This window comes from Streptomyces sp. NPDC018000 (assembly GCF_044328025.1).
Taxonomy (GTDB): Bacteria; Actinomycetota; Actinomycetes; order Streptomycetales; family Streptomycetaceae; genus Streptomyces.
The window spans coordinates 57,391-81,380 of sequence record NZ_JBIRGM010000008.1; the positions used below are offsets into that span (position 1 = coordinate 57,391).

General features: G+C 70.2%; 22 protein-coding genes, 1 tRNA gene and 1 pseudogene. 15 read left to right on the forward strand and 9 right to left on the reverse strand.

Annotated elements, in window-relative coordinates; translation table 11 throughout:
• Nucleotides 1-153: 153 nt before the first annotated feature.
• The 3 genes from ACH4EW_RS19180 to ACH4EW_RS19190 all read right to left on the reverse strand — a co-directional run bounded on the left by ACH4EW_RS19180 (nt 154) and on the right by ACH4EW_RS19190 (nt 4,659).
• Nucleotides 154-1,053 carry a cellulose-binding protein gene (locus tag ACH4EW_RS19180; protein WP_398258317.1) on the reverse strand — a complete coding sequence of 300 codons (900 nt, stop codon included), beginning with the start codon at nt 1,051-1,053 and terminating at the stop codon, nt 154-156.
• A 187-nt stretch (nt 1,054-1,240) separates the two neighbouring features.
• Nucleotides 1,241-3,676 (reverse strand): SUKH-4 family immunity protein, encoded by a 2,436-nt coding sequence (locus tag ACH4EW_RS19185; protein ID WP_398258319.1) that lies wholly within the window; start codon nt 3,674-3,676, stop codon nt 1,241-1,243.
• A gap of 5 nt (nt 3,677-3,681) precedes the next feature.
• Nucleotides 3,682-4,659, reverse strand: a complete 978-nt coding sequence (locus ACH4EW_RS19190; RefSeq protein WP_398258321.1) for an SMI1/KNR4 family protein — start codon at nt 4,657-4,659, stop codon at nt 3,682-3,684.
• 302 nt (nt 4,660-4,961) lie between these two features.
• Here ACH4EW_RS19190 and ACH4EW_RS19195 point away from each other — a divergent pair, with 302 nt between their 5' ends.
• Together ACH4EW_RS19195 and ACH4EW_RS19200 are read left to right on the forward strand one after the other, a co-directional pair.
• Nucleotides 4,962-5,486 (forward strand): YwqJ-related putative deaminase, encoded by a 525-nt coding sequence (locus ACH4EW_RS19195; protein WP_398258323.1) that lies wholly within the window; start codon nt 4,962-4,964, stop codon nt 5,484-5,486.
• 10 nt (nt 5,487-5,496) lie between these two features.
• Entirely contained in the window at nt 5,497-6,030 is a 534-nt protein-coding gene (locus tag ACH4EW_RS19200; RefSeq protein ID WP_398258325.1) for an SUKH-3 domain-containing protein, read from the forward strand.
• Between the two features lie 202 nt (nt 6,031-6,232).
• Here the strand turns inward: ACH4EW_RS19200 and ACH4EW_RS19205 are convergent, their stop codons facing one another.
• Nucleotides 6,233-7,546, reverse strand: coding sequence for a sensor histidine kinase (locus tag ACH4EW_RS19205; protein WP_398258327.1), 1,314 nt, complete (start codon nt 7,544-7,546; stop codon nt 6,233-6,235).
• Between the two features lie 155 nt (nt 7,547-7,701).
• Here ACH4EW_RS19205 and ACH4EW_RS19210 point away from each other — a divergent pair, with 155 nt between their 5' ends.
• The 8 genes from ACH4EW_RS19210 to ACH4EW_RS19245 all read left to right on the forward strand — a co-directional run bounded on the left by ACH4EW_RS19210 (nt 7,702) and on the right by ACH4EW_RS19245 (nt 14,430).
• The gene (locus tag ACH4EW_RS19210; protein ID WP_398258329.1) at nt 7,702-8,574 is read left to right on the forward strand and encodes a hypothetical protein; all 873 of its coding nucleotides are present in this window, start codon (nt 7,702-7,704) and stop codon (nt 8,572-8,574) included.
• An 11-nt stretch (nt 8,575-8,585) separates the two neighbouring features.
• Nucleotides 8,586-8,656 (forward strand) — tRNA-Gln (locus ACH4EW_RS19215).
• Between the two features lie 109 nt (nt 8,657-8,765).
• Nucleotides 8,766-10,214, forward strand: coding sequence for a bifunctional UDP-N-acetylglucosamine diphosphorylase/glucosamine-1-phosphate N-acetyltransferase GlmU (gene glmU / locus ACH4EW_RS19220; protein WP_398258331.1), 1,449 nt, complete (start codon nt 8,766-8,768; stop codon nt 10,212-10,214).
• Between the two features lie 120 nt (nt 10,215-10,334).
• Nucleotides 10,335-11,309: a ribose-phosphate diphosphokinase gene (locus ACH4EW_RS19225; RefSeq protein ID WP_398258333.1), complete on the forward strand. Its 975-nt coding sequence runs from the start codon at nt 10,335-10,337 to the stop codon at nt 11,307-11,309.
• A 184-nt stretch (nt 11,310-11,493) separates the two neighbouring features.
• Nucleotides 11,494-12,078: a 50S ribosomal protein L25/general stress protein Ctc gene (locus tag ACH4EW_RS19230; RefSeq protein ID WP_398258335.1), complete on the forward strand. Its 585-nt coding sequence runs from the start codon at nt 11,494-11,496 to the stop codon at nt 12,076-12,078.
• Between the two features lie 113 nt (nt 12,079-12,191).
• A complete protein-coding gene (gene pth / locus ACH4EW_RS19235) occupies nt 12,192-12,785 on the forward strand; it encodes an aminoacyl-tRNA hydrolase (RefSeq protein ID WP_398258337.1) in 594 nt (197 codons plus the stop codon).
• A 131-nt stretch (nt 12,786-12,916) separates the two neighbouring features.
• Nucleotides 12,917-13,387, forward strand: a complete 471-nt coding sequence (locus tag ACH4EW_RS19240; protein ID WP_398258339.1) for a hypothetical protein — start codon at nt 12,917-12,919, stop codon at nt 13,385-13,387.
• 254 nt (nt 13,388-13,641) lie between these two features.
• A complete protein-coding gene (locus ACH4EW_RS19245; protein WP_398258341.1) occupies nt 13,642-14,430 on the forward strand; it encodes an LPXTG cell wall anchor domain-containing protein in 789 nt (262 codons plus the stop codon).
• A gap of 83 nt (nt 14,431-14,513) precedes the next feature.
• Here the strand turns inward: ACH4EW_RS19245 and ppc are convergent, their stop codons facing one another.
• Nucleotides 14,514-17,243, reverse strand: coding sequence for a phosphoenolpyruvate carboxylase (gene ppc / locus ACH4EW_RS19250; RefSeq protein WP_398258343.1), 2,730 nt, complete (start codon nt 17,241-17,243; stop codon nt 14,514-14,516).
• Between the two features lie 337 nt (nt 17,244-17,580).
• Between ppc and ACH4EW_RS19255 the strand changes: the two genes are divergently transcribed.
• Entirely contained in the window at nt 17,581-18,582 is a 1,002-nt protein-coding gene (locus ACH4EW_RS19255) for an acyl-CoA desaturase (RefSeq protein WP_398258345.1), read from the forward strand.
• Nucleotides 18,579-19,265, forward strand: a complete 687-nt coding sequence (locus ACH4EW_RS19260; protein ID WP_398258347.1) for a TetR family transcriptional regulator — start codon at nt 18,579-18,581, stop codon at nt 19,263-19,265. Before ACH4EW_RS19255 ends, ACH4EW_RS19260 begins: the two co-directional genes overlap by 4 nt.
• Nucleotides 19,266-19,337: 72 nt before the next feature.
• Here ACH4EW_RS19260 and ACH4EW_RS19265 read toward each other — a convergent pair whose 3' ends face one another.
• On the reverse strand, nt 19,338-19,982 hold the full coding sequence (locus ACH4EW_RS19265; RefSeq protein ID WP_398258349.1) for a dihydrofolate reductase family protein: 645 nt from the start codon (nt 19,980-19,982) through the stop codon (nt 19,338-19,340).
• Nucleotides 19,983-20,056: 74 nt separating this feature from the next.
• Nucleotides 20,057-20,443, reverse strand: a complete 387-nt coding sequence (locus ACH4EW_RS19270) for a hypothetical protein (RefSeq protein WP_398258351.1) — start codon at nt 20,441-20,443, stop codon at nt 20,057-20,059.
• A 667-nt stretch (nt 20,444-21,110) separates the two neighbouring features.
• Here ACH4EW_RS19270 and ACH4EW_RS19275 point away from each other — a divergent pair.
• Both ACH4EW_RS19275 and ACH4EW_RS19280 read left to right on the forward strand, forming a co-directional pair.
• Complete coding sequence (locus tag ACH4EW_RS19275; RefSeq protein ID WP_398258353.1) at nt 21,111-21,554, forward strand: NUDIX hydrolase; 444 nt, start codon at nt 21,111-21,113, stop codon at nt 21,552-21,554.
• A gap of 164 nt (nt 21,555-21,718) precedes the next feature.
• On the forward strand, nt 21,719-22,321 hold the full coding sequence (locus tag ACH4EW_RS19280) for a Uma2 family endonuclease (protein WP_398258355.1): 603 nt from the start codon (nt 21,719-21,721) through the stop codon (nt 22,319-22,321).
• A gap of 3 nt (nt 22,322-22,324) precedes the next feature.
• Here the strand turns inward: ACH4EW_RS19280 and ACH4EW_RS19285 are convergent.
• Nucleotides 22,325-22,429 (reverse strand): annotated as a pseudogene (locus ACH4EW_RS19285) (glyoxalase); the annotation flags it as partial.
• A 1-nt stretch (nt 22,430) separates the two neighbouring features.
• A complete protein-coding gene (locus ACH4EW_RS19290; protein ID WP_398258357.1) occupies nt 22,431-23,228 on the reverse strand; it encodes a trans-aconitate 2-methyltransferase in 798 nt (265 codons plus the stop codon).
• Between the two features lie 88 nt (nt 23,229-23,316).
• Here ACH4EW_RS19290 and ACH4EW_RS19295 point away from each other — a divergent pair, with 88 nt between their 5' ends.
• Nucleotides 23,317-23,814: a MarR family winged helix-turn-helix transcriptional regulator gene (locus tag ACH4EW_RS19295; protein ID WP_398258359.1), complete on the forward strand. Its 498-nt coding sequence runs from the start codon at nt 23,317-23,319 to the stop codon at nt 23,812-23,814.
• Nucleotides 23,815-23,990 lie beyond the last annotated feature (176 nt).

Sequence of the window (23,990 nt, forward strand, 5' to 3'; positions counted from 1 at the left end):
CGCTGCGTTGTCGGGATCGCCCACGTACGCCCAGTACGAGGGCGACCCTCCGCCTTGCGATCGCACGCACCAGACGCCGCGGCGCCCGCGCTCCGCGCGGACGACGGGAAACTCGGAACAGGCCCTAGCGCGATCTGGACAATCTCCTGCTGATCAGTCCTCCGTCGGGCCCGGGACCACCCGCCCCGTGAGCGCCGCCAGCGAGTTGCGTACATGCGTCATGTGCGCGTGCAGCTCCTCGCGCGCCTCCTCGTGCTCCCGCAGGATCCGTTCCGTCTCCCGGACCACTCGCTCCTCGCGGACCCTGGCCGACGCGAACATTTCCTCACGCTGCGCGTCGGCGTCCTCCTGGCCGTGCCGTGCGGCCTCCTCGGTCTGAGCCAGCGCCCGCCGCGCCTCGGCCAGGCGGGCCTCCGCCTGCCCGGTCAGCCCGTCGTGGTGCGCGGCCTGCTCGGCTTCGGCCTCCGCCAGCTCATGTTCGGCCGTCTTCCACCGCTCGGAGTGCTCCTGCTCCTGGTGCGCGATGACGCTCGCAGTACGGTGACGCGTCTCGGCCATCACGGCCTCCGCCTGCTCCCGCGCCTCCGCGGCATCCTTGCGGGCCTCGGCCACGGTCTCCTCGGCGATGCCCGTGGCCGTGGTCAGCGTGTCGTCGGCGTGCTTCTCGGCCGCTGCCCGCATCGCCTCGGAGTCCGCGCGCGCCGATTCGCGGAGCCCCTGGCCCGCCTCGTCCGCCGCGTCCCGCAGCGCCTGCGCCGCTTCCTGGGCGGCGCCCCGTACGGCCCGGGCCTCGCTCTCGGCGAGCGCCAGGATCTGCTGGGCGCGCTCACCGAGCGATTCATAGTCCTGCGGGGCGAGCTTGGCGACGACCTCGCTCAGCCGGACCGCCTCGACCGAAAGCTCCTCCACCCGTGCGGTCAGCCGGGACACCTCGTCCAACGCCTCGTCCCGCGCCGCCGACAGGTCGGACGCCCTGGCGTCGACCTGTTCCGGGCGGTAGCCACGTCCTCGTACCACGACGAAGCCATGCGCGGACAAGGGTGCAGAACTCATCGTTGATGCCTCTTTCCGAGTCTCCGACCACCAGCACTAAGCCAAGGATGCGGCAATTGACGCAGAAGTCGGAATCGATTTGGCCGCTTTCCGGATGGAAGCGACCGGTTTCACAGACGATACGAGGGCCGGCGCCCGGACCCCCTCGTAAGGGCCGGGCACCATCCGCAGAACCTGCCGGACCAGGTCAGATCAGCCCGTCCCACATCTGCTCGAGGAGTACGGACCACCAGCTCTCCGGGGACGCCAGCGCCGCCGCGTCCAGCGCTGCCAGCTGAGCCTGGAAGTCGACCGTCCAGCGGCCCGCCTGCTCCGGATTGAGCCCGAAACGCAGCCGCCACATCCGGCCGAGCAGCGCCATCGACCGCTGGAACTCCGGCAGCCCGGTGTTCACGAACTGCGGTGCCACCGACTGCCCACCAGGGCCCGCCTCGACCGGCACGGCCACGATGTTCGCGGTGCCGTACTGGACACAGATCGCCCGCCCGAAGTCGGACCCCAGGACGAGGTACGACGCCGCGTCGGAGGCGGCCTGCACCTGCCGCTGTGCGGCCAGCTCGGTCAGCGTCGGCATCACCGGTTGGGGCGGCTGCGCCCAGAAGAACGGCCCGAAGTCGGCGGGCAGCCCCGCCCACACCAGCGTCCGTGCCACGGTCTCGGGCACTCCCTGACGGGACACCGCGCGCTCGTCGAAGCGGAGGATGCCCTGCGGCCCGAAGCTCTGCATCATTTCCTGGGCGATGACCTCCGGCGGCACCGGCGGCGCGGGCGGCATCTGCGGCAGCGGAGCCCGAACCGGCGCGGGACGAGCCGGCCCGTCCGCCACCTGATGCAGCTCACCCTGGTGGGTCAGCAGATGCTGCATGCCCTGCTGGCGGCTGGCGTGATCGGTGCCGTACGGGGCGACGCTGGTGATCCGCACCTGTGGCCAGGTCTCGCGGATCATCCGCGCACAGTAGCCACCGGGCAGCTCGCACGACTCCAGCTCGGTGTGCAGCTCGATGACCTGCTGCGGCGGCACGTTCAAGGCCCGCAGCTCGTACAGCATCTGCCACTCGGGGTGCGGGGTGCCGGGCGCCGAGCGGCGGATCAGCTGCTGCTCGCTGCCGTCGGGCGCGCGGTAGCGCAGCACGGCCTGGTAGCCGGGGCCGACGGTCGGCTGACCGGTCGGCGCCTGCGGATGTCCGTACGCCGGAGGCGGCGGGGTGTGCGGATTCGGCGGTACGGGGCCGGGGGCGCCGCCCTTCGGCATTCCTGGCGGGCCGGGAGGACCAGGCGGACCGGGAGGACCGGGAGGCTGCGGGGCGGACGGCCCGACCTGACCAGGGGCCGCGAGCATCGTCGCGGCGTGGTGCACACCGCCACCGGGCGGCGGAGGCGTCGAACCGGGAACGCGGCCGGGAGGACCAGGAGGACCAGGAGGACCGGGAGGACCAGGAGGGCCGGCGGGCGACGACGCCTGCGGGGCGCCGGGGACTCCGGGCGGCCCGGGCGGCTGCGGGGCGCCGGGCGGGCCCACCTGGGAGACGAGCTGCGTCGGCAGATACCCACCCGCCGGAGCGCCGGGCGCACCCGGTCCCGAGGGTGGTGGCACGGGCGCACCCGGCCTGGCGCCAGGAGTGCCGGGGGCACCGGGCGGCGGCGGGGTCGTCGGACCACCCCCGCGCGCACCGCGCGGCGGCGCGACGGCCTTGCTGGTGGTCGCGTCCGCGATGTCACCGGCACCGGGGCCAGGAGCACTCTGGGTGCTCGGGGTAATCGGGGCAGGTGTTCCGGGTGCCGGTGTGCCTATTGCCTGCTGTTGGTCCAGGCCGGGGGCGGGTGCCGTTCGGGGCGGCCGGCCGCCGTCGGACATCAGGGCGGTCGGCGCATCGGCGGGTACGACCGGCGGCGGGGTGCCCTCGTCGTCGGCGCCCGAGAGCGGCGGTGCGGACACCGCGGCCGGCAGTGGCACCGAACCGTCGTCGGTGCCCGTGTTGGTGTCGGTCCCGGCCCAGGGGGTGGACCCGGCGGGCACGTTCGGCGGGGATGCCGGAACGCCGTCGTTGGCGGTGGGTTCGTACGCGACCGGCCCGCCCTGCGAACCCTGCGCAGCCGCGGGCACGGGAGCAGCAGGGGCTGCGGGAGGCGGAGTGGCCGAAGGAGACGAGGGGGCAGAAGGAGCCGAGGGGGTGGAAGCGGTCGAAGGGGCAGAGGAGGCAGAGGAGGCCGAAGGAGCCGCGTCCCCGTCCCGGTCCGCCCGCTGGTCCGGGATGCCCAGCTTGTCGGCCGCTTCCTGGAGCCACTCCGGGGGGCTCAGCAGGAACGACGTCTGGTTCAGATCGATGCGCTGCGGCGGCTCCGGAGCGACCGGTGCCGCGCCATGTGCGCCGTACTCCTCCTCGTACCGCCGGATCACCTCGCCCACCGGCAGTCCGGGCCACAGGGTCGCCTCACCGCTGTCCCTGGCGATCACCAGCCGCTGCCGGCCGCCGTCCGAGACCGGGCCCTCGGCACGGTCCTCGCCCCACACCACGAAGCCCAGCTCGAACTCCCGTACCCGCACCTCGCGGTGCTGGTACGCGGGCATGTCGCCGTTGATCCACTCGTCCGCGCGTTCCTGCGCCTGCGCAAAGGTCACCATCGCGCTCACCCCTCCACCGGGACGACCCGCGCGAAGCCGCCGTCCACCATCAGGTTCGCCACGGTCTCCAGCTCCGGCGGATTGCCCGCCAGACGCTGCAGGAAGGCGTCGAAGTCGTCGCCGCACGGCAGCAGCAGCCGGTCCACCCGCTCCTGCACGGTCCAGCCGTCCTGGTCCCGGGCGTCGTCGTACACGCAGAACCAGACCGAGCCGATACCGTCGCCCTTCACCTTCACCACGAGGATGCCGCCCTGGACGAAGCCGATGCCCAGGTAGTCCTTGGTGAGGTGGTCCCGCAGGCACTTGTTGACGTACACCAGGTCGTTCACGGCGGCCTCCTCGCGCACCGTGAAGAACGGCTGGTCGACCAGGAGACCGAGCTCCACGTCGAGCGCCACGCCCACCGGGGCGGAGCCGCCCGCCGCCTTGAGGAAGGAGCGGTAGGCGCCGGGCAGCCGGTAGCCGAGGTCCTCCTCGACACCCAGGATCTGCTGCTCGCTCACCGCGACGGCGCCCTTGGGCAGCCGGAAGTGCGCGGGCCGGATCTCCTGCAGCGGGCGGGTGCCGCGCTTGTCCTGGTCGACCGCGGTGGCGGCGATACCGGCGTGGTGCCTGAGCAGCGCCTTGACCTCGACCGGGATCAGCTCCATGCGCCGGCCGCCGGGTACGTGATGCCAGGTCCAGCCGTGCGGGGTGGCGACCGCGGGAATCGTGTCCCACAGTTCATGGCCGCTCGCCGCCAGCGCCGCGTTGGCCGAGACGTAGTCGGTGAGCCGCAGTTCGTCGACACCGAAGCCCAGCGGGGGCTCGGCGATCTCGGCGGCGGCACGCGCGTACGGCGCGAAGTCCGGGCTGCCGTTCTCGTCCATGCGCACGCCTCTGGGGTGGCGGGACCCGCGGACCGGGTCCGGGAAATGCACGAGCTGCCCGGCGTAGGCCGCGTTCGGTGGCGCGGCTTGCTGCCCGAGCCGACCTGTCGTCATGGCGGTTGCCCCCTGCTGCGTCTGGCTGGTGAGGACCGACCTGCCCGAGGTGGCGGTCCGGGCACAGCCTATGCGGTGGCGCAAGAACGGGTCGCGCCCCTACGCCACCCCTCATCTCCTCCGTCACGAACCGTCACATCGCGTGACGGACGAGCGATGTTCGTGCCACTGCCGGGTGACACGGAGGCGCGTTTCCTTGCCCCCGCTTCCCCACCAGCCGGGACATTTGGCAGGCTGTCACCGCAACTCGGGGGGCGTGCACATCGCGCAGCTACCGCTGCGGGCACGGGAGGGAAAGCACCATGCACAGCTCACAAACAGTCACATCCGGGGATCCTCGCCTCAGCTGGAGCAGCACCGGGACCAGCCGCACACCCCGCCTGAACCACCGCCGCGACGGCATCCTGCCCGCGGTGGCCGCAGCGCTGTCCGTACGCGGTGAGACGCTCACCTGCACGGCGGGCAAGGGCGACCGGCCGCCCGTACTGCACCCACTGGTCCAGGACTTCCTCGACACCCTCACCAGCGGCCAGCGCGAACGCTTCACCGGCCGCTGCCCCGAGGCGATGCTGCTGTCCCGGCAGCTCACCGCGGCCGAGGCCGGCCGTTCCAAGCGGGCCCGGCGCAAGCCGCTGACCAACGGCGAGGCCCGCCGCGCCCTGAAGCACTCGCGGCTCACCGCACGGCGCATCCGTGAGGACGGCGACCCGATGCACGGCAGTTACGCGCCGCCATGCCGCTCCTGCGAGGCGATGCTCGCCCATTTCGGCGTACGTCCCGTCGACCTCACGACCACCGGGGCGGCGACCACCACCAAGAAGGGCTGACCGCGCGTCCATGCACGACCGAACCGACCTACCCGAACAGGTGGACCCCACGGACCGCGACCGCCATGCCTCGACCCGCTTCGCCGTCGCCGTCGACGCCGCCCTGCGCGCCGCAGGCTGGCAGCCCGGTCGCTGGGACATCCGTCAGGCCGAGGAGTGGGCCGACGCGCTGCGCTCGCACGCCTCGCCGGCCGGTCATCGGCACGCGGTCTTCCCGGCGGCCGTGGAGGCGTGGGCGGAGTTCGGCGGACTGCACATCACTGCCTCCGCGCCGGGCCGGCAGATCGCACCGGCCTCGGTCCGCATCGACCCGATGAGCGGGCTGCATCTCGCCCGCACGCTCGGTGACCTCGGCCGGGCGCTGGAGACCGAGGTCAGCCCGCTGGGCGAGGAGGGGGACGGGCAGGCGGTCCTCGCGATCGACGCGGAGGGGCGGGTGTACAGCATCGATCACACCGGGGACTGGTACCTCGGTCCGGACATCGACCAGGCGTTGGCGACGCTGGTCGGAGGCATCCAGCCGGAGCGCCTCGTCTCGGGCTGAGCCCGCCTCCCGTCTGTCCGGTCGGCCGGTCTCCAACGCAACGGTTCTGGCCTCGAACGCCGGACGGGCCGAGGGCGTGTTTCGAAAGCGGCGTCGTCCGCCCCCGGACAGACGGGGGCTTTCGAAACACGCCCTGGGTTCTCCGCCCGGCACGATCAGGCCCGTTACGGGCTGGAAGATCAGGCCCGCACGGGCCGGAAAATCAGGCCGCGCTCCGGACCGGCAGCACCGCCGACACCCGGAAACCACCGGCATCGGTCGGCCCCGAGACGAAGACGCCACCGAGCCCCAGCACCCGCTCCCGCATGCCGACCAGCCCGTTACCCCCGCTCGGCAGCCCCGCGTCCGCCGCGGCGGCGTCCGTCGGGCCGTTCTCCACCTGCATCGCGACTTCCGAGCCCCGGTGCGCGAGCCGCACCCACGTCTTCGCGCCCGCCGCGTGCTTGTGCACGTTCGTCAGGGCCTCCTGCACCACCCGGTACGCGGTCTGCTCGACCTCGGGGGCGTACGGGCGGGCCTCGCCGTCCACCGAGAGCTCCACGGTCATGCCGGCCGCCCTGGACTCCCCGACCAGGGTCTCCACCTCGTGCAGCCGGGGCCCGTCCTCCGTGGCTGCGGCGGCTGCGGCCGCAGCCGCCTGGCCGACCGAGGCGAGCGGCACGTTCGCGGACCGGGGTGCGACGGGCTCCCCGCTCCGCAGCACCCCGAGCATCTCCCTGAGCTCTGTCAGCGCCTGGCGGCCCATGTCGCCGACCAGGGCGGCGTTCCGTACCGCCTTCGCCGGGTCCTTCGGCGCGATGGCCTGGAGCGCGGCGGCGTGCACGACCATCAGGCTGACCCGGTGGGCGACCACGTCGTGCATCTCGCGGGCGATCCTGGTGCGCTCCTCCGTACGCGCCCACTCGGCCCGCTCCTCGGCCCGGTCGGCGAGCAGCGACAGCTCCCGCTCCAGCGAGTCCGCGCGCTCCCGAAGGCTCTCCATCAGCCGTCGCCGGGCCCCTATGTAGAGGCCGAACAGCACGGGCGGCGCGGTGAGCCCGAGCGACATGAACAGCGCTATCAGCGGTACGTACCAGTCGTCGCGCCCGAAGTCGGTCTGCTGGGAGACGCTCTGCCGCAGCCGTACGTACGTGACGATGAACGTCCCCATGAAGGACATCCCCATCAGCACCGTGGTGATTCTGCGCGGCACGTCGGAGGCGGCCAGCGTGTAGAGGCCGACCAGGCCCATCAGGAAGCCCATCTCGGCGGGCGTCGTCGCGATCGACACCAGCACCACGGCGATCGGCCAGCGCCGCCGCACCACCAGTACGGATCCCACGATCAGCCCGAACACCACGCCGACCGGCACCGGCAGCCGGGTGTCCTGGGCGAACGACACCCCTTCCACTGCGCATTCCAGCGCCGACAGGAGCGCCAGCCCCACGTCCAGGGCGACACTGCGCCGCCGTTCCCACCACCCATAGCCGCGGGTGGTCGTACCCGCGACTTCCCGGTATGCCCCCGTTACGGTCATGCCGTCCACCCTACGGGCGGGCGCACCTCATTTTCGGGCGACCTGGACAGCACGTCATACATTCGAACGGTGACAAAACGAGCGATGATCGCCTGAAATAGCGAATCGACCGCACTTTCGACCCGGACGTCCGCATTCCGGACAACGCTCGTCGTATGACGGAAACCACAAGCAAGTACGCCGACTTCGAGGGCCTCCGGACGCAGGCCATCGCCCTGCGGCGGGAAGGCCTGAGCCGCCGCGAGATACGTGACCGACCGCACATCCACAACAACGACATCCTCAACCGCCTCCTGGAGGACGAGCCCGCCCCGGAGTGGACGAAGCGCCCGAACGCCAAGGACGACCTGCGGCAGCAGGCCAGGGAGTTACGGCTCCGGGGCATGACGTATGACCAGATTCAGGTGGAGCTGGGGTGCTCGAAGAGCTCGATCTCGCTATGGGTGCGGGATCTGCCGAAGCCGGACCGCAGACGAACACGCGAAGAAGCATCGGCAATCGCGCGGCGCGGTTGGGAGGCCACACTTCAGCAGCGGGAGGTGACTCGCCACCTGACCAAGAAGAATGCGGCGGAGGAGATCGGCGCATTGAGCTCACGCGAGCTCTTCCTGCTCGGCGTCGGCCTCTACTGGTCGGAAGGGGCGAAGTCCAAACCTCATCGCCCGCAGGAAAGAGTCAGCTTCATCAACAGCGACCCTCGAATGATCGTGGTTTTTCTGGCGTGGCTCCGGCTCCTCGGCGTGAGCACGGAGCAGTTGCGCTTTCATGTACACATCCACGAGACGGCGGACGCGACTGGAGCCGAGCGGTACTGGATCGATCTGACCGGCGCCGACAGCGCGTCATTCGGCAAGACCACGATCAAAAGACACCGCCCCGAGACGAACCGGAAGAACGTCGGTGAGGACTATCGAGGTTGCCTTGTCGTACGTGTTCTCAAAAGTGCCGACCTGTACCGTCGCATCGAGGGCTGGTGGTACGGCATAGTAGGGGCTGCCGAACGAGCCGATCATCGAAATCGGACATAAAAGGCAGACCATCCCGGGTCGTCTAAAGGCAGGACAAATGGTTTTGGTCCATTGAATGAGGGTTCGATTCCTTCCCCGGGAGCCCACGCACACGGGCCCCGACCTTCACGGTCGGGGCCCGCACTCATGTCCGCCCCACACCCCCCCGGTATCCTTCGGGTGTCCACCACCCGAAGCCGAAGGGCATTTCCGTGAGCTCCGAACGCCCGGCAGCCGTCGTAGTCCTCGCAGCGGGTGAGGGCACCCGCATGAAGTCGAAGACCCCCAAGGTTCTGCACGAGATCTCCGGGCGTTCGCTCGTCGGACATGTCGTCGCCGCCTCCCGCGAACTGGATCCAGAGCACCTCGTCGTGGTCGTCGGCCATGAGAGCGAGCAGGTCACGGCGCATCTCACCGCCGTCGACGACCGGCTGCGGACCGCCTACCAGGCCGAGCAGAGGGGCACCGGAAACGCGGTGCGCGTCGGTCTCGAAGGGCTCGGCGGGACCGTCGAGGGCACCGTGATCGTCGTCTGTGGCGACACCCCGCTGCTCTCCGGCGAGACACTCACCGCGCTCGCCGCCACCCACGCGGCCGACTCCAACGCCGTCACCGTGCTGACCGCCGAGGTCCCGGACTCCACCGGCTACGGCCGGATCGTCCGGGACCCGGCCAGTGGTGCGGTCACCGAGATCGTCGAGCACAAGGACGCCACCGACGCCCAGCGCGCGATCCGGGAGATCAACTCCGGGGTCTTCGCCTTCGACGGTCGGCTGCTCACGGACGCCCTCGGCAAGGTCCGCACCGACAACAGCCAGGGCGAGGAGTACCTCACCGATGTGCTCTCCATCCTGCGCGAGGCCGGGCACCGGGTCGGCGCCTGTGTCGCCGACGACCACCGCGAAATCCTCGGCATCAACAACCGTGTCCAGCTGGCCGAGGCCCGGCGTCTGCTGAACCAGCGGCTGCTGGAGCGGGCCATGCTGGCCGGTGTGACCGTCGTGGACCCGGCGTCCACGCTGATCGACGCCACCGTCACCTACGAGCGGGACGCGATCGTGCACCCGGGCACTCAGCTGCTCGGCACCACGCATCTCGCCGAGGACGCCGAGGTCGGCCCCAACACCCGGCTCACGGACACCGTCGTCCACGCGGGCGCACGCGTCGACAACACGGTCGCGGACCGGGCCGAGGTCGGCGAGGGCGCGACGGTCGGCCCGTACGCCTATCTGCGGCCGGGCGCGAAGCTCGGTACGAAGGCCAAGGCCGGTACGTACGTGGAGCTGAAGAACGCCACGATCGGCGAGGGCACCAAGGTCCCGCACCTGAGCTATGTCGGCGACGCGACGATCGGCGATCACACCAACATCGGTGCCGCCAGCGTCTTCGTGAACTACGACGGCGAGGCCAAGCACCACACCACGATCGGCTCCCACTGCCGTACCGGGGCGGACAATATGTTTGTGGCGCCTGTCACGGTCGGGGACGGCGTCTACACCGCGGCCGGCTCGGTCATCACCAAGGACGTGCCGCCCGGTTCACTGGCCGTCGCCCGTGGTCAGCAAAGGAATATCGAGGGTTGGGTGGCCCGCAAGCGTCCGGGAAGCGCCGCCGCGCAGGCGGCTCAGTCCGCCGCCTCGGAGCACGACGGCGAAAGCTGACCGGAAACAGCCGTGCCACGCACGGCGTACCGTGATAGATGCTCACCCCATTTCGGCTGGCTCGTTGCACATCGGGACACATGCGTGCAGCGCCAGGACCATGTCTGAGGAGACTGTGCTGTGACCGGGATCAAGACGACCGGCGAGAAGAAACTGATGCTCTTCTCCGGCCGCGCCCACCCCGAGCTGGCCGAGGAGGTCGCACACCAGCTGGGTGTCGGCCTCGTGCCGACGAAGGCCTTCGATTTTGCCAACGGTGAGATCTACGTCCGCTTCCAGGAGTCCGCCCGCGGCGCCGACTGCTTCCTGATCCAGAGCCACACCGCCCCGATCAACAAGTGGATCATGGAGCAGCTCATCATGCTGGACGCGCTGAAGCGCGCCTCGGCCCGCTCCATCACGGTGATCGTGCCGTTCTACGGCTACGCCCGCCAGGACAAGAAGCACCGCGGCCGCGAGCCGATCTCGGCCCGTCTGATCGCCGACCTGATGAAGACGGCCGGTGCCGACCGCATCCTCACCGTCGATCTGCACACCGACCAGATCCAGGGCTTCTTCGACGGCCCGGTCGACCACCTCTTCGCGCTGCCGATCCTCGCCGACTACGTCGGTGCCAAGGTCGACCGCTCGAAGCTGACGATCGTCTCCCCGGACGCCGGCCGCGTGCGCGTCGCCGACCGCTGGTGCGACCGCCTGGACGCCCCCCTCGCCATCGTCCACAAGCGCCGCGACAAGGACGTCGCCAACCAGGTGACCGTCCACGAGGTCGTCGGCAACGTCGAGGGCCGGGTCTGTGTCCTGGTCGACGACATGATCGACACCGGCGGCACCATCTGCGCCGCCGCCGACGCCCTGTTCGCGCACGGCGCCGAGGACGTCATAGTGACGGCCACCCACGGTGTGCTCTCCGGCCCGGCCGCGGACCGCCTGAAGAACTCGAAGGTCAGCGAGTTCGTCTTCACGGACACCCTGCCGACCCCGGGTGAGCTGGAGCTCGACAAGCTCACGGTGCTCTCGATCGCCCCGACGATCGCCCGCGCGGTGCGCGAGGTCTTCGAGGACGGCTCGGTCACCAGCCTCTTCGAGGAGCAGTAGGGCCGACCGACACAGAAGATCCACTTTGGGGTGCGGCCTCCCCGCCGGGTAGACTCAGCGAGTTGCTCGGCGAGGGAGGCCGTACTCATGTGTACGGCGGTCCGTTATCGACGCGCTCTTCGTAGCAGGCCTGTCGTGGGCCGGGTGACCGTCCAGATTTCGTCACCTTACGAGGAGTGCAGTCATGGCTGAGGTCAAGCTCGCCGCCCAGGTCCGTACCGAGTTCGGCAAGGGCGCCGCCCGTCGCACCCGCCGCGCCAACCTGGTTCCCGCGGTCGTCTACGGCCACGGTGCCGAGCCGGTTCACATCACCCTGCCGGGCCACGCCCTGATGATGGCGCTCAAGACCGCCAACGTCCTGATCGGTCTGGAGATCGAGGGCAAGGACGCCCTGGTCATCCCGAAGGCCGTTCAGCGCAACGCGCTCAAGGGCGACATCGAGCACGTCGACCTGCTGACCGTCAAGCGCGGCGAGAAGGTCAACGTCGAGGTCGCCGTGCACGTCGAGGGCGACCTGGCCCCGGGCGGCAACCTCCTGGAGTACGTGCAGAGCACCCTGCTCGTCGAGGCCGAGGCCACCCACATCCCCGAGTCCGTCACGGTCTCGATCGCGGGCCTGGACGCCGGTGCGTCCGTCCTCGCCAAGGACATCCCGCTGCCCAAGGGCTCCGTGCTGGCCGGTGACGAGGACGCCATCGTGCTCCAGGTCGTCGCCGCGCAGGCCGAGGAGCCGGCCGCCGAGGGCGCCGAAGAGGGCGCCGAGGCCTGAGCCTCGCCTTCTCTGCTTCACTGACGGGGCGGCGGTTCCCTTTTCGGGGGCCCGCCGCCCCGTTTCCCTTCAGACCGACCGGAACCATCCGTACGCGAGGAGACCGAGCGCAGATGTCCGACGCCACCGAACCCTGGCTCATCGTGGGCCTCGGCAACCCCGGTCCCGATTACGCGGCGAACCGGCACAACGTCGGTTTCATGGTCGCCGACCTCCTCGCCGAGCGGATCGGCGGGAAGTTCAAGCGGGCGCAGAAGGCCCAGGCACAGGTCGTCGAGGGCCGTATGGGGCCGCCGGGACCGGAGAACCGCCGGGTGATCCTGGCCAAGCCGATGTCGTACATGAACCTCTCCGGCGGCCCCGTCACCGCGCTGCGTGACTTCTACAAGGTGCCGACCGACCACATCGTGGCGATCCACGACGAGCTGGACATCGACTACGGGACGCTCCGGCTGAAGCTGGGCGGCGGCGACAACGGGCACAACGGGCTCAAGTCGATGACCAAGTCGATGGGCGCCGACTACCACCGGGTCCGGTTCGGGATCGGCCGGCCGCCGGGCCGGATGCAGGTCGCGGACTTCGTGCTGAAGGACTTCTCGTCCACCGAGCGCAAGGAGCTCGCCTACCTCGTGGACCGGGCCGCCGACTCGGTGGAGTGCCTGCTCGCGGAGGGTCTGGAGCGCGCGCAGAGCGCGTACAACTCCTGACACCCGCAGCCGACTCCTGACACCGGCAGCCACGGTCGCGGCGCGTACAACTCTGACATTCCCGCCGGTACACCGGCGGGAATCGGCCACAAGTTGACCGCGGGCGTCGCTCTGCCCAAAGATCGCTCCCCATGAAGCGGAGCACCTCCCACCGCGCCCTGGTCTACGCCCGCGGCGCCGCCGCGGGCTGTGTCGTCCTGCTGCTGCTCGTCTCGGGTGTGCTGTCCTCCTGGAGTTCGGTGCACCACGTCGTTCTGGCCAAGGGCCGCGAGCACGGCACGATGACCGTCACGGGCTGCGGCGCCGATGTCTGCACCGGACCGTTCGCACCGTCCGGACAGGCCGCCGCGCGCGCCCGGGTGACGATCGAGAAGTCCGTCGCGGCGCGGAGGGGCGACCGCTTCCCCGTCGTCGTGAAGCCCGGCACGGACGAGGTCGTGCGCACCGGAACCGCCGGCTTCCTGCATGCCTGGGTGCCGCTGGGCGGTGCGCTGTTGCTGGCCGCCCTGGTCATCGTCGTCGGCCTGCGGCTGTCCCGGATCGCCTGGGGCACCGGGGTCGCCGGCGCGACCCTGCTGACGGCGACGTTCATCGCCCTCTGAGCAGGGCCGCGCCCTGAGCGACTCCACCCTGAGCGGCTCCCGGGCCGCACTCCGGGCCTTTCCCCGGGCCGCCCCGAGGCGCGGACTCCTGTACCGGAGTCGCACGTTCACTCGATCGTTAGCCGGAACCATTGGGGCAGAGCACCACACAGGGGGGCGGATACGCACACATCAACCTTGACTCACTGAGAGCAACCACAAGAGGCTGAGGCTGTCCCCCCACGGCATCCCTCATCTCTCACGTTGGACTGCCCATGCGCATACTCATACCCGCCGGCACTCTGGTCACCGCGGTGACCGCTTCGCTGCTGCTGGCACCCTCCGCCGTCGCGGCGCCCAAGGGCGACAACGGCACGGTGAAGATCCACGACGCCAAGACCGGCGAGGAACTTCGCAAGAACGAGCCGAAGGTCTGCTCCTTCTACCTCGACGCCTTCGGCTTCGACGCCGCCCAGAAGGTCCAGTGGCACATCGAGGCCTGGGCCAACAATGACCTGGACAAGGGCGAGACGGTCAAGACGGGCGCCTTCGCCCTCGATGGTTCCGGCCACGGCCGTACCACCGACATGACCCTGCCCGACGGCCAGTACAAGCTGTTCTGGAACTTCGAGGGCGAGAACGGCAGGGCGAAGCACAAGGTCTTCAAGACCGACTGCGAGCCGGGCAAGCCCGGCGAAGAGCCCGGGAAGCCCGGCGAAGAGCCCGGGAAGCCCGGCGAAGAACCCGGCAAGCCCGGCGAAGAACCCGGCAAGCCCGGCGAAGAACCCGGCAAGCCCGGCGAAGAACCCGGCAAGCCCGGCGAGAAGCCCACGGGCACGCCGTCCGCCAACCCGTCCGCTCCCGGCAGCGAACAGCCGTCCGGCGCCCCGTCCGCCTCGGCAAGCACCCCGGCCGGTGCTCCGGCCGACAAGGGCGGCGCCTCCGGCGACCTCGCCGAGACCGGAAGCAGCGCCCCGGTCGGCGCGATGGCGGCAGTCGCCGTGGCACTCGCCGCGATCGGCGGCTTCCTGGTGATGCGCCGCCGCAAGGCTCAGCAGCACTGACGTCCGCACAGCAACGTGCCCCCCATCGGATGCCTTCCGGTGGGGGGCACTGTCGTGCTGCGGGCAAGAAGGCCGCAGGAAGGTCAGCCGGTGTTGCGCAGACCGGCGGCGACACCGTTCACGGTGAGCAGCAGGGCCCGGGCGAGCAGCGGGTCCGCTTCCGCGCCGCGTGCCGCCGCCTCGCGCTGGCGGGCCAGCAGCGAGACCTGGAGATAGGAGATCGGGTCCAGGTAGGCGTCCCGGATGGCGAAGGTCTGCTGGAGCACCGGGCTGGTGCCGAGCAGCTCGGAGCTGCCGGTGACCCTCAGAACCTCCTGGACCGTGAGCGCGTGCTCGGCCTCGATGTCGGCGAAGACATGCTTCAGCTCGTCCGGGACGAGTGTGTCGACATAGTGGCGGGCGATCCGCAGATCGGTCTTGGCGAGCGTCATCTCCACGTTCGAGATGAAGTTCCGGAAGAAGTGCCACTGCTCGTGCATCTCGTCCAGCACGGTGTCCAGACCGGCCTCGCGCAGCGCCTTGAGCCCGGAGCCGACGCCGTACCAGCCGGGCACGATCTGCCGCGACTGGGTCCAGCCGAAGACCCACGGGATGGCCCGTAGGCCGTCGAGGCCGGCGCCGGAGTCCGGGCGCCGCGACGGACGCGACCCGAGGTGCAGCTCGGCGAGCTGGTCGACCGGGGTGGAGGCGAAGAAGTACGCGGGCAGGTCCGGGTCCTCGACCAGCCTGCGGTACGCGGCGTGCGCGGCGTCGGAGACGGTGTCCATCGCCGCGTCCCAGCGGGCCAGGGCTTCGTCGGACTGGCGGGGTGCGGTGTGCAGCGCGGAGGCCTGGAGGGTGGCCGCGACGGTCAGCTCCAGGTTCTCCCGGGCGAGCGCCGGGATGAGGTACTTGTCGGAGATGACCTCGCCCTGCTCGGTCACCTTGATCTCGCCTTCGAGGGTGCCCCACGGCTGCGCGAGGATCGCGTCGTGCGAGGGGCCGCCGCCGCGGCCGACGGTGCCGCCGCGACCGTGGAAGAGCCGCAGCCGTACGCCGTAGCGGTGCGCGACGTCACGCAGCCGGCGCTGCGCCCGGTGGATCTCCCACTGCGAGGTGGTGATGCCGCCGAACTTGGAGGAGTCGGAGTACCCGAGCATGACCTCCTGGACGTCGCCGCGCAGCGAGACGAGACGGCGGTACGACGGGTCGGCGAGCATCTCGTCGAGGATGACGTCGGCGGCGCGCAGTTCGTCGGTGGTCTCCAGGAGCGGCACGATGCCGATCTTGGCCCAGCCGCCGTGCAGATCGATCAGTCCGGCCTCGCGGGCCAGGACGGCGGCCGCAAAGACGTCGTCGGCGCCCTGGCACATCGAGATGATGTACGACTCGATGACCTCGGGGCCGAACCGCTCGAAGGCTTCCTTGACGGTGTGGAAGACGCCGAGGGTCTTCTCGCCCGCGGCGTCCAGCGGGGCCGGGGTCGGGGCGAGCGGGCGGCGCGAGCGCAGCTCCTTGGCGAGCAGCTTCTGCCGGTAGTCGCGCGGCATGTCGGCGTAGCGCCAGGACTCCTCGCCGAGCCGGTCGAAGAGCTGGCCGAGGGCGTGGTGGTGGGCGTCCGCGTGCTCGCGTACGTCCATGGTGGCGAGCTGCAGGCCGAACGCGGAGAGCGTACGGATCGTGCGGTCCATCCGCCCGTCGGCGAACAGGCCGCCGCGGTGCTCGCGCAGCGAGGTCTGGATGAGCTTCAGGTCGGCGATGAGCTCGGCGGTGCCGAGGTAGTCGCAGCCGGGGCGGTGCGGGGTGCCGCCGGCGAGGCGTTCGCGGGTGTTGAGGAGCTTCTGCCGGATGCAGGTGGCCTTGAGGCGGTACGGCTCCTCGGCGTTCAGCCGCTTGTAGCGCGGGCTGATCTCGGGGAGGCGTTCCAGGTCGGCCTGGAGCGAGGTCAGCAGCTCGTCGGTGGCGCCGGTGTAGCGGATGGAGTTGGAGAGCTGCGCGCGCAGATGGTCGACGAGCTCCAACGCGTCGGTGATGCCGTGCTCGTGCTGGAGGATCAGCACTTCACGGGTGACGTCGGGCGTCACATTCGGGTTGCCGTCGCGGTCGCCGCCGATCCACGTACCGAAGGTGAGGGGGCGGGTGCCCGCGGGCAGTTCGACACCGACCCGCTCCAGCTCGGCGGCCAGGTCCTCCAGTACGTCCCCGACGGCGCCCGTGTGCAGTTCGTCGAGGTAGTAGATGGCGTTACGGGCCTCGTCGGCCGGCTCGGGCCGGACCACGCGCAGCTCGTCGGTCTGCCAGATGAGGTCGATGTTCTCGGCGAGTCGCAGATCCTGACGGCGCCGGTCGGCGTCGATGACGGGCGTCTCCAGCAGCTCGGCGATGCGGCGGAGCTTGTTCAGCACGGAGCGCCGCGCGGCCTCGGTCGGGTGCGCGGTGAAGACGGGCCGTACGTTCAGGTTCTTGACGGTCTCGCGCAGGTGGACCGGGTCCGCGTCCTTCAGCCGGTCGGCGGTACGGGCGAGGAGACCGCCCTCGGCGGCACGCCGGTCCCGCATCTCGTGGGCGCGGTGGACCTGCTCGGTGACGTTGGCGAGGTGGAAGTAGGTGGAGAAGGCGCGCACGAGCTGTGCGGCGGTCTCCAAATCCGTGTCGCCGAGGAGCTCGGCCGCGGCCTCGCCGTCGGTGCGGGTCAGGGCACGGACCCGCTCGACGAGGTCGAGGAGCTCCTGACCCTCCTGGCGTACGAGGGTTTCGCCCAGCAGGTCGCCGAGGCGTCGGATGTCGGCGCGCAGCCCGGGGCTGGCGGCGGGGGTCTGGTCGGCGCTGCTCACGGTGTGCGGCTCCTTGCGGTGATTGAGGAGGTGCGTCGCGTAGCGACTCCCAACAAGGGCGGTGGTGGGAGACGGGTGGGAACGAGGTCCGGGGCCCGACGCCGACAGCCGTGCTGACGCCACCCCGGGAAAGCGGAGTGCGGACCGCGCTGTCCGACACCACCAGGATAGGTGTCCACACCGTCGGCGCGGCTTGTGCCCCGACCGGGTTTCCCCGTCACGGGCGGCCGCCACGCTCTCGTGCGGCGGCCTCCGCGCTGCGCTACTTACGTAGTCGTAGGTTACGGATGCGTAGTCAGAGCTATCCGTCGTATTCCTCATCCCCAGGGGACTCCCCATGAACACCAGCCCCGCTGTGATTGACGACACCCAGCCATCGGCGGCCGACGGTCAGGCCCTTCCCTCCGCCACGCACGGCGGGAACAGCAAACGCTCGATCGAACAGATCGCCCTTCTGCTGTTCATCGTGGTGCCGTTCGTGGCGCTGGTCGCCGCGGTGCCGCTGGCCTGGGGCCGAGGCGTGAGTCGGCTCGATCTGGGCCTGCTCGTGGTGATGTACTTCATCAGCTGCCACGGCATCACGATCGGCTTCCACCGCTACTTCACCCATGGCGCCTTCAAGGCGAAGCGCCCTCTCCGCATCGCCCTGGCCGTCGCGGGTTCGCTGGCCGTGGAGGGCCCGCTGGTGCGCTGGGTGGCCGACCACCGCAAGCACCACCGCTTCTCCGACGCGGAGGGCGACCCGCACTCGCCGTGGCGTTTCGGCGAGACCCTCCCCGCCCTGCTGAAGGGCCTCTGGTGGGCGCACATCGGCTGGATGTTCGACGAGGAGCAGACTTCGCAGCAGAAGTACGCCCCCGACCTGATCAAGGACCCCGCGATCCGCGGGATCTCCCGCCACTTCCCCGCTTTCACGATCGTGTCGCTGACGCTTCCGCCGCTGGTCGGCGGCCTGGTGACGATGTCGTGGTGGGGCGCGGCGACCGCCTTCTTCTGGGGCTCTCTCGTACGGGTGGCCCTGCTGCACCACGTGACCTGGTCGATCAACTCCATCTGCCACGCGGTCGGCAAGCGCCCCTTCAAGTCCCGTGACCGGTCCGGGAACGTGTGGTGGCTCGCGGCCCTGTCCTGCGGCGAGTCCTGGCACAACCTGCACCACGCGGACCCGACGAGCGCGCGCCACGGCGTGATGAAGGGCCAGATCGATTCGAGCGCCCGGCTGATCCGCTGGTTCGAGAATCTGGGCTGGGCATACGACGTGCGCTGGCCGGACTCCGCCCGGATCGAATCCCGCCGCATCGGCTCCCGGCGCGACCCCGCGCGCGCCGACGCGGCATGATTGACGGCGTGGCGACCGACTCCAGCACCAGCAGCGAGAACAACCGTTCCCCCTCCGCCCGGCGTACCCGCCGGGTCAGGATGACAGGAAAGGAACGCCGCGAGCAGCTGTTGGACATCGGCCGCAGCCTCTTCGCCGACAAGGGCTTCGAGGGCACCTCGGTCGAGGAGATCGCGGCCCGGGCCGGCGTCTCCAAGCCGGTCGTCTACGAGCACTTCGGCGGCAAGGAAGGCCTGTACGCCGTCGTGGTCGACCGCGAGATGCGCCAGCTCCTCGACATGGTCACCGGTGCCCTGACCGCGGGCCACCCCCGCGAACTCCTGGAGCAGGCCGCTTTTGCCCTGCTCGACTACATCGAGACGTACACGGACGGCTTCCGCATCCTGGTCCGCGACTCCCCCGTCGCCCAGTCGACGGGCACCTTCGCCTCCCTCATCAGCGACATCGCCACCCAGGTGGAGGACATCCTGGGCCTGGAGTTCAAGGCCCGCGGCTTCGACCCGAAGCTGGCCCCGCTGTACGCCCAGGCGCTGGTCGGCATGGTCGCCCTGACCGGCCAGTGGTGGGTGAACGCCCGCAGGCCGAAGAAGGCGGAGGTCGCGGCCCATCTGGTGAACCTGGCCTGGCACGGCCTGGAGAACCTGGAGTCGAAGCCGCGGCTGATGGGGCACCGCAAGAGCTGAACGGGGGCGGGGGCGGGCGCGGGCCGGCCCGACCGGTCGGCCGGGACAGTTCGACGTCTCGGAGCCCTCGTATCACTTTCGCCAGAACAGGTGGTGCGTCACGCCGCTCGGGCTGGGCACGACCTCAAGGTGGAACCGGTCGAGCAGCTCATCGGGGGAGTCCCAGAGACGCAGTCCGGATCCGAGCTTCACCGGTGAGACCGCCACATGCATGGTGTCGACGAGGTCGGCGTCGAGGAACTGCCGGATGGTGGTGACTCCGCCGCCGAGCCGGACGTCCTTGCCCTGAGCCGCCTCCCGCGCCTGCTCAAGGATCACGGCCGGGGCGCCGGCGACGAAGTGGAACGTGGTGTCGGAGAGCGTGAACGAAGGACGACTGTCGTGGGTCATGACGAACACCGGAGTGCGGAACGGGGGCTCGTCACCCCACCAGCCGCGCCACTCATGGTCCTGCCAGGGCCCGCGCTGGGGCCCGAACTTATTGCGGCCCATGATCTCGGCGCCGATGTTGCGTGCGTAGTCCCGCGTCAAGTAGTCGTCGAGGCCACGGCTTCCCCCCGGGTCGGTACGCATGGGCCAGCTGGCCGTGGCGCCGGCCCAGGCGAACAGCCTCTCGGCATGGGCGTGGCCGAACGGACTCTCAAAGCTTTGGTCCTCCCCGGCGCCGATGCCGTCACATGAGACGTTGAAGTTCTGGACTCTCAGTAGCTGCGCCACGTGTTTCCTCCTGCGTTGTCGATAACGGTGATGAGACTCTCCGTAGAGGCGAGAAGCAGTCGAGCCGAGGCCCTTCACCACCGGAACTCGCCGTCGTAGAGGCGCTGGTGCCACCATCCACTACCCCGCCAGAAACGCCGGTAGGCGTGCGGGTCGGGCAAGGTCCGGCGTCGGAACTCGGCGTCGAGTGACGTCACGAGTCGCCCGAGTTCGGCGCGGGCGGGCAGAGGCAGCAACCGCAACGCTTCGTCCAAGAGGTCCCGAGCATTAGCCACATTGACGAGCGAGGATTCGGGGTGGGGAGAATTTTCGAAGCACAGGTCCAGATAGCGCCCGGGTTGCCGCAAGAACGCCCGGTAGTGCCTGATCGCGGCTTCCACTGCCCCGTCCCACAGGCCGCCCACGGGGTCATCGTGCTCGCGCTCCGTGCGCTGAATCTCGGCGCAGGTACGCTCGGACAAGCCGGGAATCCGATCCGTCCAGGGGCCCCAGACAGGCGCCACCGGATCTTCGGCGCGAAGCGCGCCGGGCCGTCTACGCGGCATGGGCCTTTCGGCAGGTCTTCATGCTCGTCATGGTGCCGGACGCTCGGGGCGTCCACAAGGTCCGGCGGCCATCACAGTCGCCTGACGAACTCGCAGCAGACGGCCTTCCGGGGTTGCGCTGGTGGACACCCCCCGGCTCTTGGGTCATGGCGCTCAGATGGTCGACCTGCGCGGACATCACGTCCGAACCCCCGACACCAGCACGCACCATGCCGACGACTCCGCCTGTGTACGGTGCGAAGACCGATCCACCCGCACCGGAGGTCACCGTGAGCGCGCAGCCCGACGGTCCGTACGGACCGCTGATCCCTATGCCGGAACTCACCCCCGCCGCGCTACGGGCCGCCGTCGCCCGCATCGCTCCGAACAGGGTGCCCGCACTCACCCAGCACTTGCTCGAAGCGATGCGGGCGAACAGGACCCGACGGACGCCATCACCAAGATCCGTCTGATTCGAGAAGAAGCTGAGGCAGAGGCGAGTCTGTGACTGACTACCTGGGACCCCGCGGCATTGCCCACCCCACCGTGCTCAACGTGCCGTTCGCGGCCTGGCTGTCAGCGTAGGCGGCTACGCTCCCGGGCCATGACCGACACATCCCAGCGAGGGGCGGTGTGCGACGCCTCCGTCATCGTGGCCCGAGACGCGGACGGCATGGTCGCCGTCCTGACCGCCGAATTCCCGCAGCACGGCGGCGAGTACGTGTTCCTGCCCGGGGGACGCCGGGAGGACGGCGAGACACCGGAGGAGTGCGCGCGGCGCGAGCTGCGCGAGGAAGCCGGCGTCGCCGCCGAAAACTGGCGCCCCCTCGGCTCGTACGCCATCACACTGAATTCCCCAGCCCGCATCCACCTCTTCCTGGCTGAAGGACTCACCTGCGGCCCGCAGCAGCTCACGCCCAGCGAAGCGGGCTTCAAACTGATGTGGTGGCCGATGGCCGACGCGATCCAGGCCGCCACCCAGGGGCGCTTCCTGCTCCAGGGCGGCCCCCTGGCACTGCTGCTGGCCCAACAGGTGACCGCAGCCTGACAGAAGCGCGCTGGCCACGGCTGGGGGCAGCGGCACGCGTGCGGCGGTCTTCTCGTCCGGGCCGAGGTCGACACCGGGCCGGCGTCACTCTTTGTGATGACGCTGCTCGATTCCGACCGCTACCGTGAGGGGGCAGGCCAAGAATCCCGTCCATGGGAGGAACCATGACCGCCGAGCCGATCGCCGGGCACAGCAGCCGCTGGCCGGTGCCGCCCCAGGACGGATACACCGTGGACGACCTGTTCACCTTGCCCGATCTCCCGCCGCACACAGAGCTGATCGACGGGAGCCTGGTTTTCGTGAGTCCGCAGCGGCGTTTCCACGCCAAGATGATCGGCCTGCTGATGATCGGCCTTCGCGCCACGATCCCAAGCAGTCTGAAGGCCGAGCGTGAGATGACCATCGTGCTGGACCGGCGCAACGGCCCCGAACCCGACATCTCCGTCGTCCGTGCCGAAGCCGCCACCGATCTTGAGCAGACCCGCTTCCAGGCCGCCGACGTCCTCCTCGCCGTCGAGGTCGTCTCCCCCGACTCCGAGGCCCGCGACCGCAACGCCAAGCCGCAGAAGTACGCCGCGGCCGGTATCCCGAATTTCTGGCTGGTCGAGATGGCCGGCACCGACCGGCACCCGGTGGTGCGGGTCTACGAGCTGGACCCGGTGACCAAGGCGTACGCCCTGACCGGGATCCACCACGACCGGCTCAAGACCGGTGTCCCGTTTCCGGTCGACATCGACATCACGCTGGACGCGCTGAACGAGCTGTGAAGCTCAGCCGTCCACCCACTCCAGGAACTCCAGCCGGTTCCCCACCGGGTCACGGCTGAAGAAGCACCGGCGGCCCGGCAGGTCGTCGTCCCGGTTCACCTCGGCGCCGTCACCTCTCCTTGCGGGCCACGGCGAAGATGCGGCGGAACGGGAAGACCGTGCCGTGCGGGCCCGCCGGGTACGCGGTGCGCAGCAGGTCGCGGTACTCGGTGAGGAACGCCTCGCGGGCCTCGGGGTCGTCGGCCAGGGCGGTCAGGACAGGGCGCAGGCCGGTGCCCTTCACCCAGTCGAGCACCGGATCCTCGCCGTGCAGCAGATGCAGATACGTGGTCTCCCAGACGTCCGCCGTGATGCCGGGGGCCGTCAGTGCGTCGAGGTAGGCGGCGGGGCTGAGCACCGCGTCGGCGTGGCGGAGCTCGTCGGCCAGGCGGTCGCGCCAGCGCGGGGACCCGGCGAGCTCCCGCATCAGGACATGGCTGGGCTGGTCGAAGTTGCCGGGGACCTGGAAGGCGAACGTACCGCCGGGGGTGATGGCGTCCAGCCAGAGAGGGAAGCGGGAGGTGTGGTCCGGGACCCACTGGAGCAGGGCGTTGGAGACGATCAGGTCGTACGGCTGCGCCGGGGTCCAGGTCGTGGCGTCGGCCTCTGCGAAGTCCAGGAGGGGGCCTGCGTGGGCGCGGGCCCGTTCCAGCATCTGCGGGGAGTTGTCGTAGCCGGTGATCCGGGCCTTCGGCCAGCGGTCGGCGAGGAGGACGGTGACGTTTCCCGCTCCGCAACCGAGGTCGGCGACGCGGGGTGCGGGGGCGGCCGGGGGCTCGACGATGCGGGCCAGGAGATCGTGGAAGGGGCGGGTGCGATGGTCGGCGTGGCGCAGGTACTGCTGCGGATCCCAGGTGGATGCGGTCATGGAACCAGGATCATGCGAAGATTATCTTGATGTCAAGACACTTGAATTCAAGAGACTTCATGTCGACAGACCCTCTACACTGATCCACATGGAGGACGAGGTCGACCGACTGGTCGCTGCATGGCGCCGCGAGCGCCCCGACCTCGACGTGGAACCACTCGAGGTGCTCAGCCGTGTCTCCCGCCTGGCCCGCCATCTGGACCGGGCCCGCCGGATCGCCTTCTCCGAGCACAATCTGGAGCCGTGGGAGTTCGACGTACTCACGTCACTGCGCCGCGCAGGTGCTCCCTACCAGCTCTCCCCCGGCCAGCTGCTCACCCAGACCCTGGTCACCTCGGGCACGATGACCAACCGCATCGACCGGCTGACCAAGAAGAACCTCGTCGAGCGGCTCCCCGACCCCAGCGACCGCCGCGGCGTGCTGGTCCGGCTCACCGCCGAAGGGCGCGACAAGGCCGACCAGTCACTGGCCGGCCTGCTCGCCCAGGAGCGTGCCATCCTGATCGAGCTCTCCACTCAGCAGCGGGGCGAACTGGCCGGGCTACTACGCCAGTTGACCGCACCGTTCGACAACATCCCCGGCTAGGGCCTGTTCCGAGTTTCCCGTCGTCCGCGCGGAGCGCGGGCGCCGCGGCGTCTGGTGCGTGCGATCGCAAGGCGGAGGGTCGCCCTCGTACTGGGCGTACGTGGGCGATCCCGACAACGCAGCGAGCGCGCGTGCCAGACGCCGCGGCGCAGGCGGGAAACTCGGAACAGGCCCCA

Bases quoted from the DNA above. Each gene is read 5' to 3' on its own strand.
- ACH4EW_RS19290 (WP_398258357.1), bottom strand. From the start codon at position 23,228: ATGACCGCATCCACCTGGGATCCGCAGCAGTACCTGCGCCACGCCGAC.
- ACH4EW_RS19190 (WP_398258321.1), bottom strand. From the start codon at position 4,659: ATGACGACAGGTCGGCTCGGGCAGCAAGCCGCGCCACCGAACGCGGCC.
- ACH4EW_RS19205 (WP_398258327.1), bottom strand. From the start codon at position 7,546: ATGACCGTAACGGGGGCATACCGGGAAGTCGCGGGTACGACCACCCGC.
- ACH4EW_RS19230 (WP_398258335.1), top strand. From the start codon at position 11,494: ATGGCTGAGGTCAAGCTCGCCGCCCAGGTCCGTACCGAGTTCGGCAAG.
- ACH4EW_RS19295 (WP_398258359.1), top strand. From the start codon at position 23,317: ATGGAGGACGAGGTCGACCGACTGGTCGCTGCATGGCGCCGCGAGCGC.
- pth (WP_398258337.1), top strand. From the start codon at position 12,192: ATGTCCGACGCCACCGAACCCTGGCTCATCGTGGGCCTCGGCAACCCC.
- ACH4EW_RS19280 (WP_398258355.1), top strand. From the start codon at position 21,719: ATGACCGCCGAGCCGATCGCCGGGCACAGCAGCCGCTGGCCGGTGCCG.
- ACH4EW_RS19255 (WP_398258345.1), top strand. From the start codon at position 17,581: ATGAACACCAGCCCCGCTGTGATTGACGACACCCAGCCATCGGCGGCC.
- ACH4EW_RS19200 (WP_398258325.1), top strand. From the start codon at position 5,497: ATGCACGACCGAACCGACCTACCCGAACAGGTGGACCCCACGGACCGC.
- ACH4EW_RS19195 (WP_398258323.1), top strand. From the start codon at position 4,962: ATGCACAGCTCACAAACAGTCACATCCGGGGATCCTCGCCTCAGCTGG.
- ACH4EW_RS19260 (WP_398258347.1), top strand. From the start codon at position 18,579: ATGATTGACGGCGTGGCGACCGACTCCAGCACCAGCAGCGAGAACAAC.
- ACH4EW_RS19185 (WP_398258319.1), bottom strand. From the start codon at position 3,676: ATGGTGACCTTTGCGCAGGCGCAGGAACGCGCGGACGAGTGGATCAAC.
- ACH4EW_RS19210 (WP_398258329.1), top strand. From the start codon at position 7,702: ATGACGGAAACCACAAGCAAGTACGCCGACTTCGAGGGCCTCCGGACG.
- ACH4EW_RS19275 (WP_398258353.1), top strand. From the start codon at position 21,111: ATGACCGACACATCCCAGCGAGGGGCGGTGTGCGACGCCTCCGTCATC.
- ACH4EW_RS19240 (WP_398258339.1), top strand. From the start codon at position 12,917: ATGAAGCGGAGCACCTCCCACCGCGCCCTGGTCTACGCCCGCGGCGCC.
- ACH4EW_RS19180 (WP_398258317.1), bottom strand. From the start codon at position 1,053: ATGAGTTCTGCACCCTTGTCCGCGCATGGCTTCGTCGTGGTACGAGGA.
- ACH4EW_RS19245 (WP_398258341.1), top strand. From the start codon at position 13,642: ATGCGCATACTCATACCCGCCGGCACTCTGGTCACCGCGGTGACCGCT.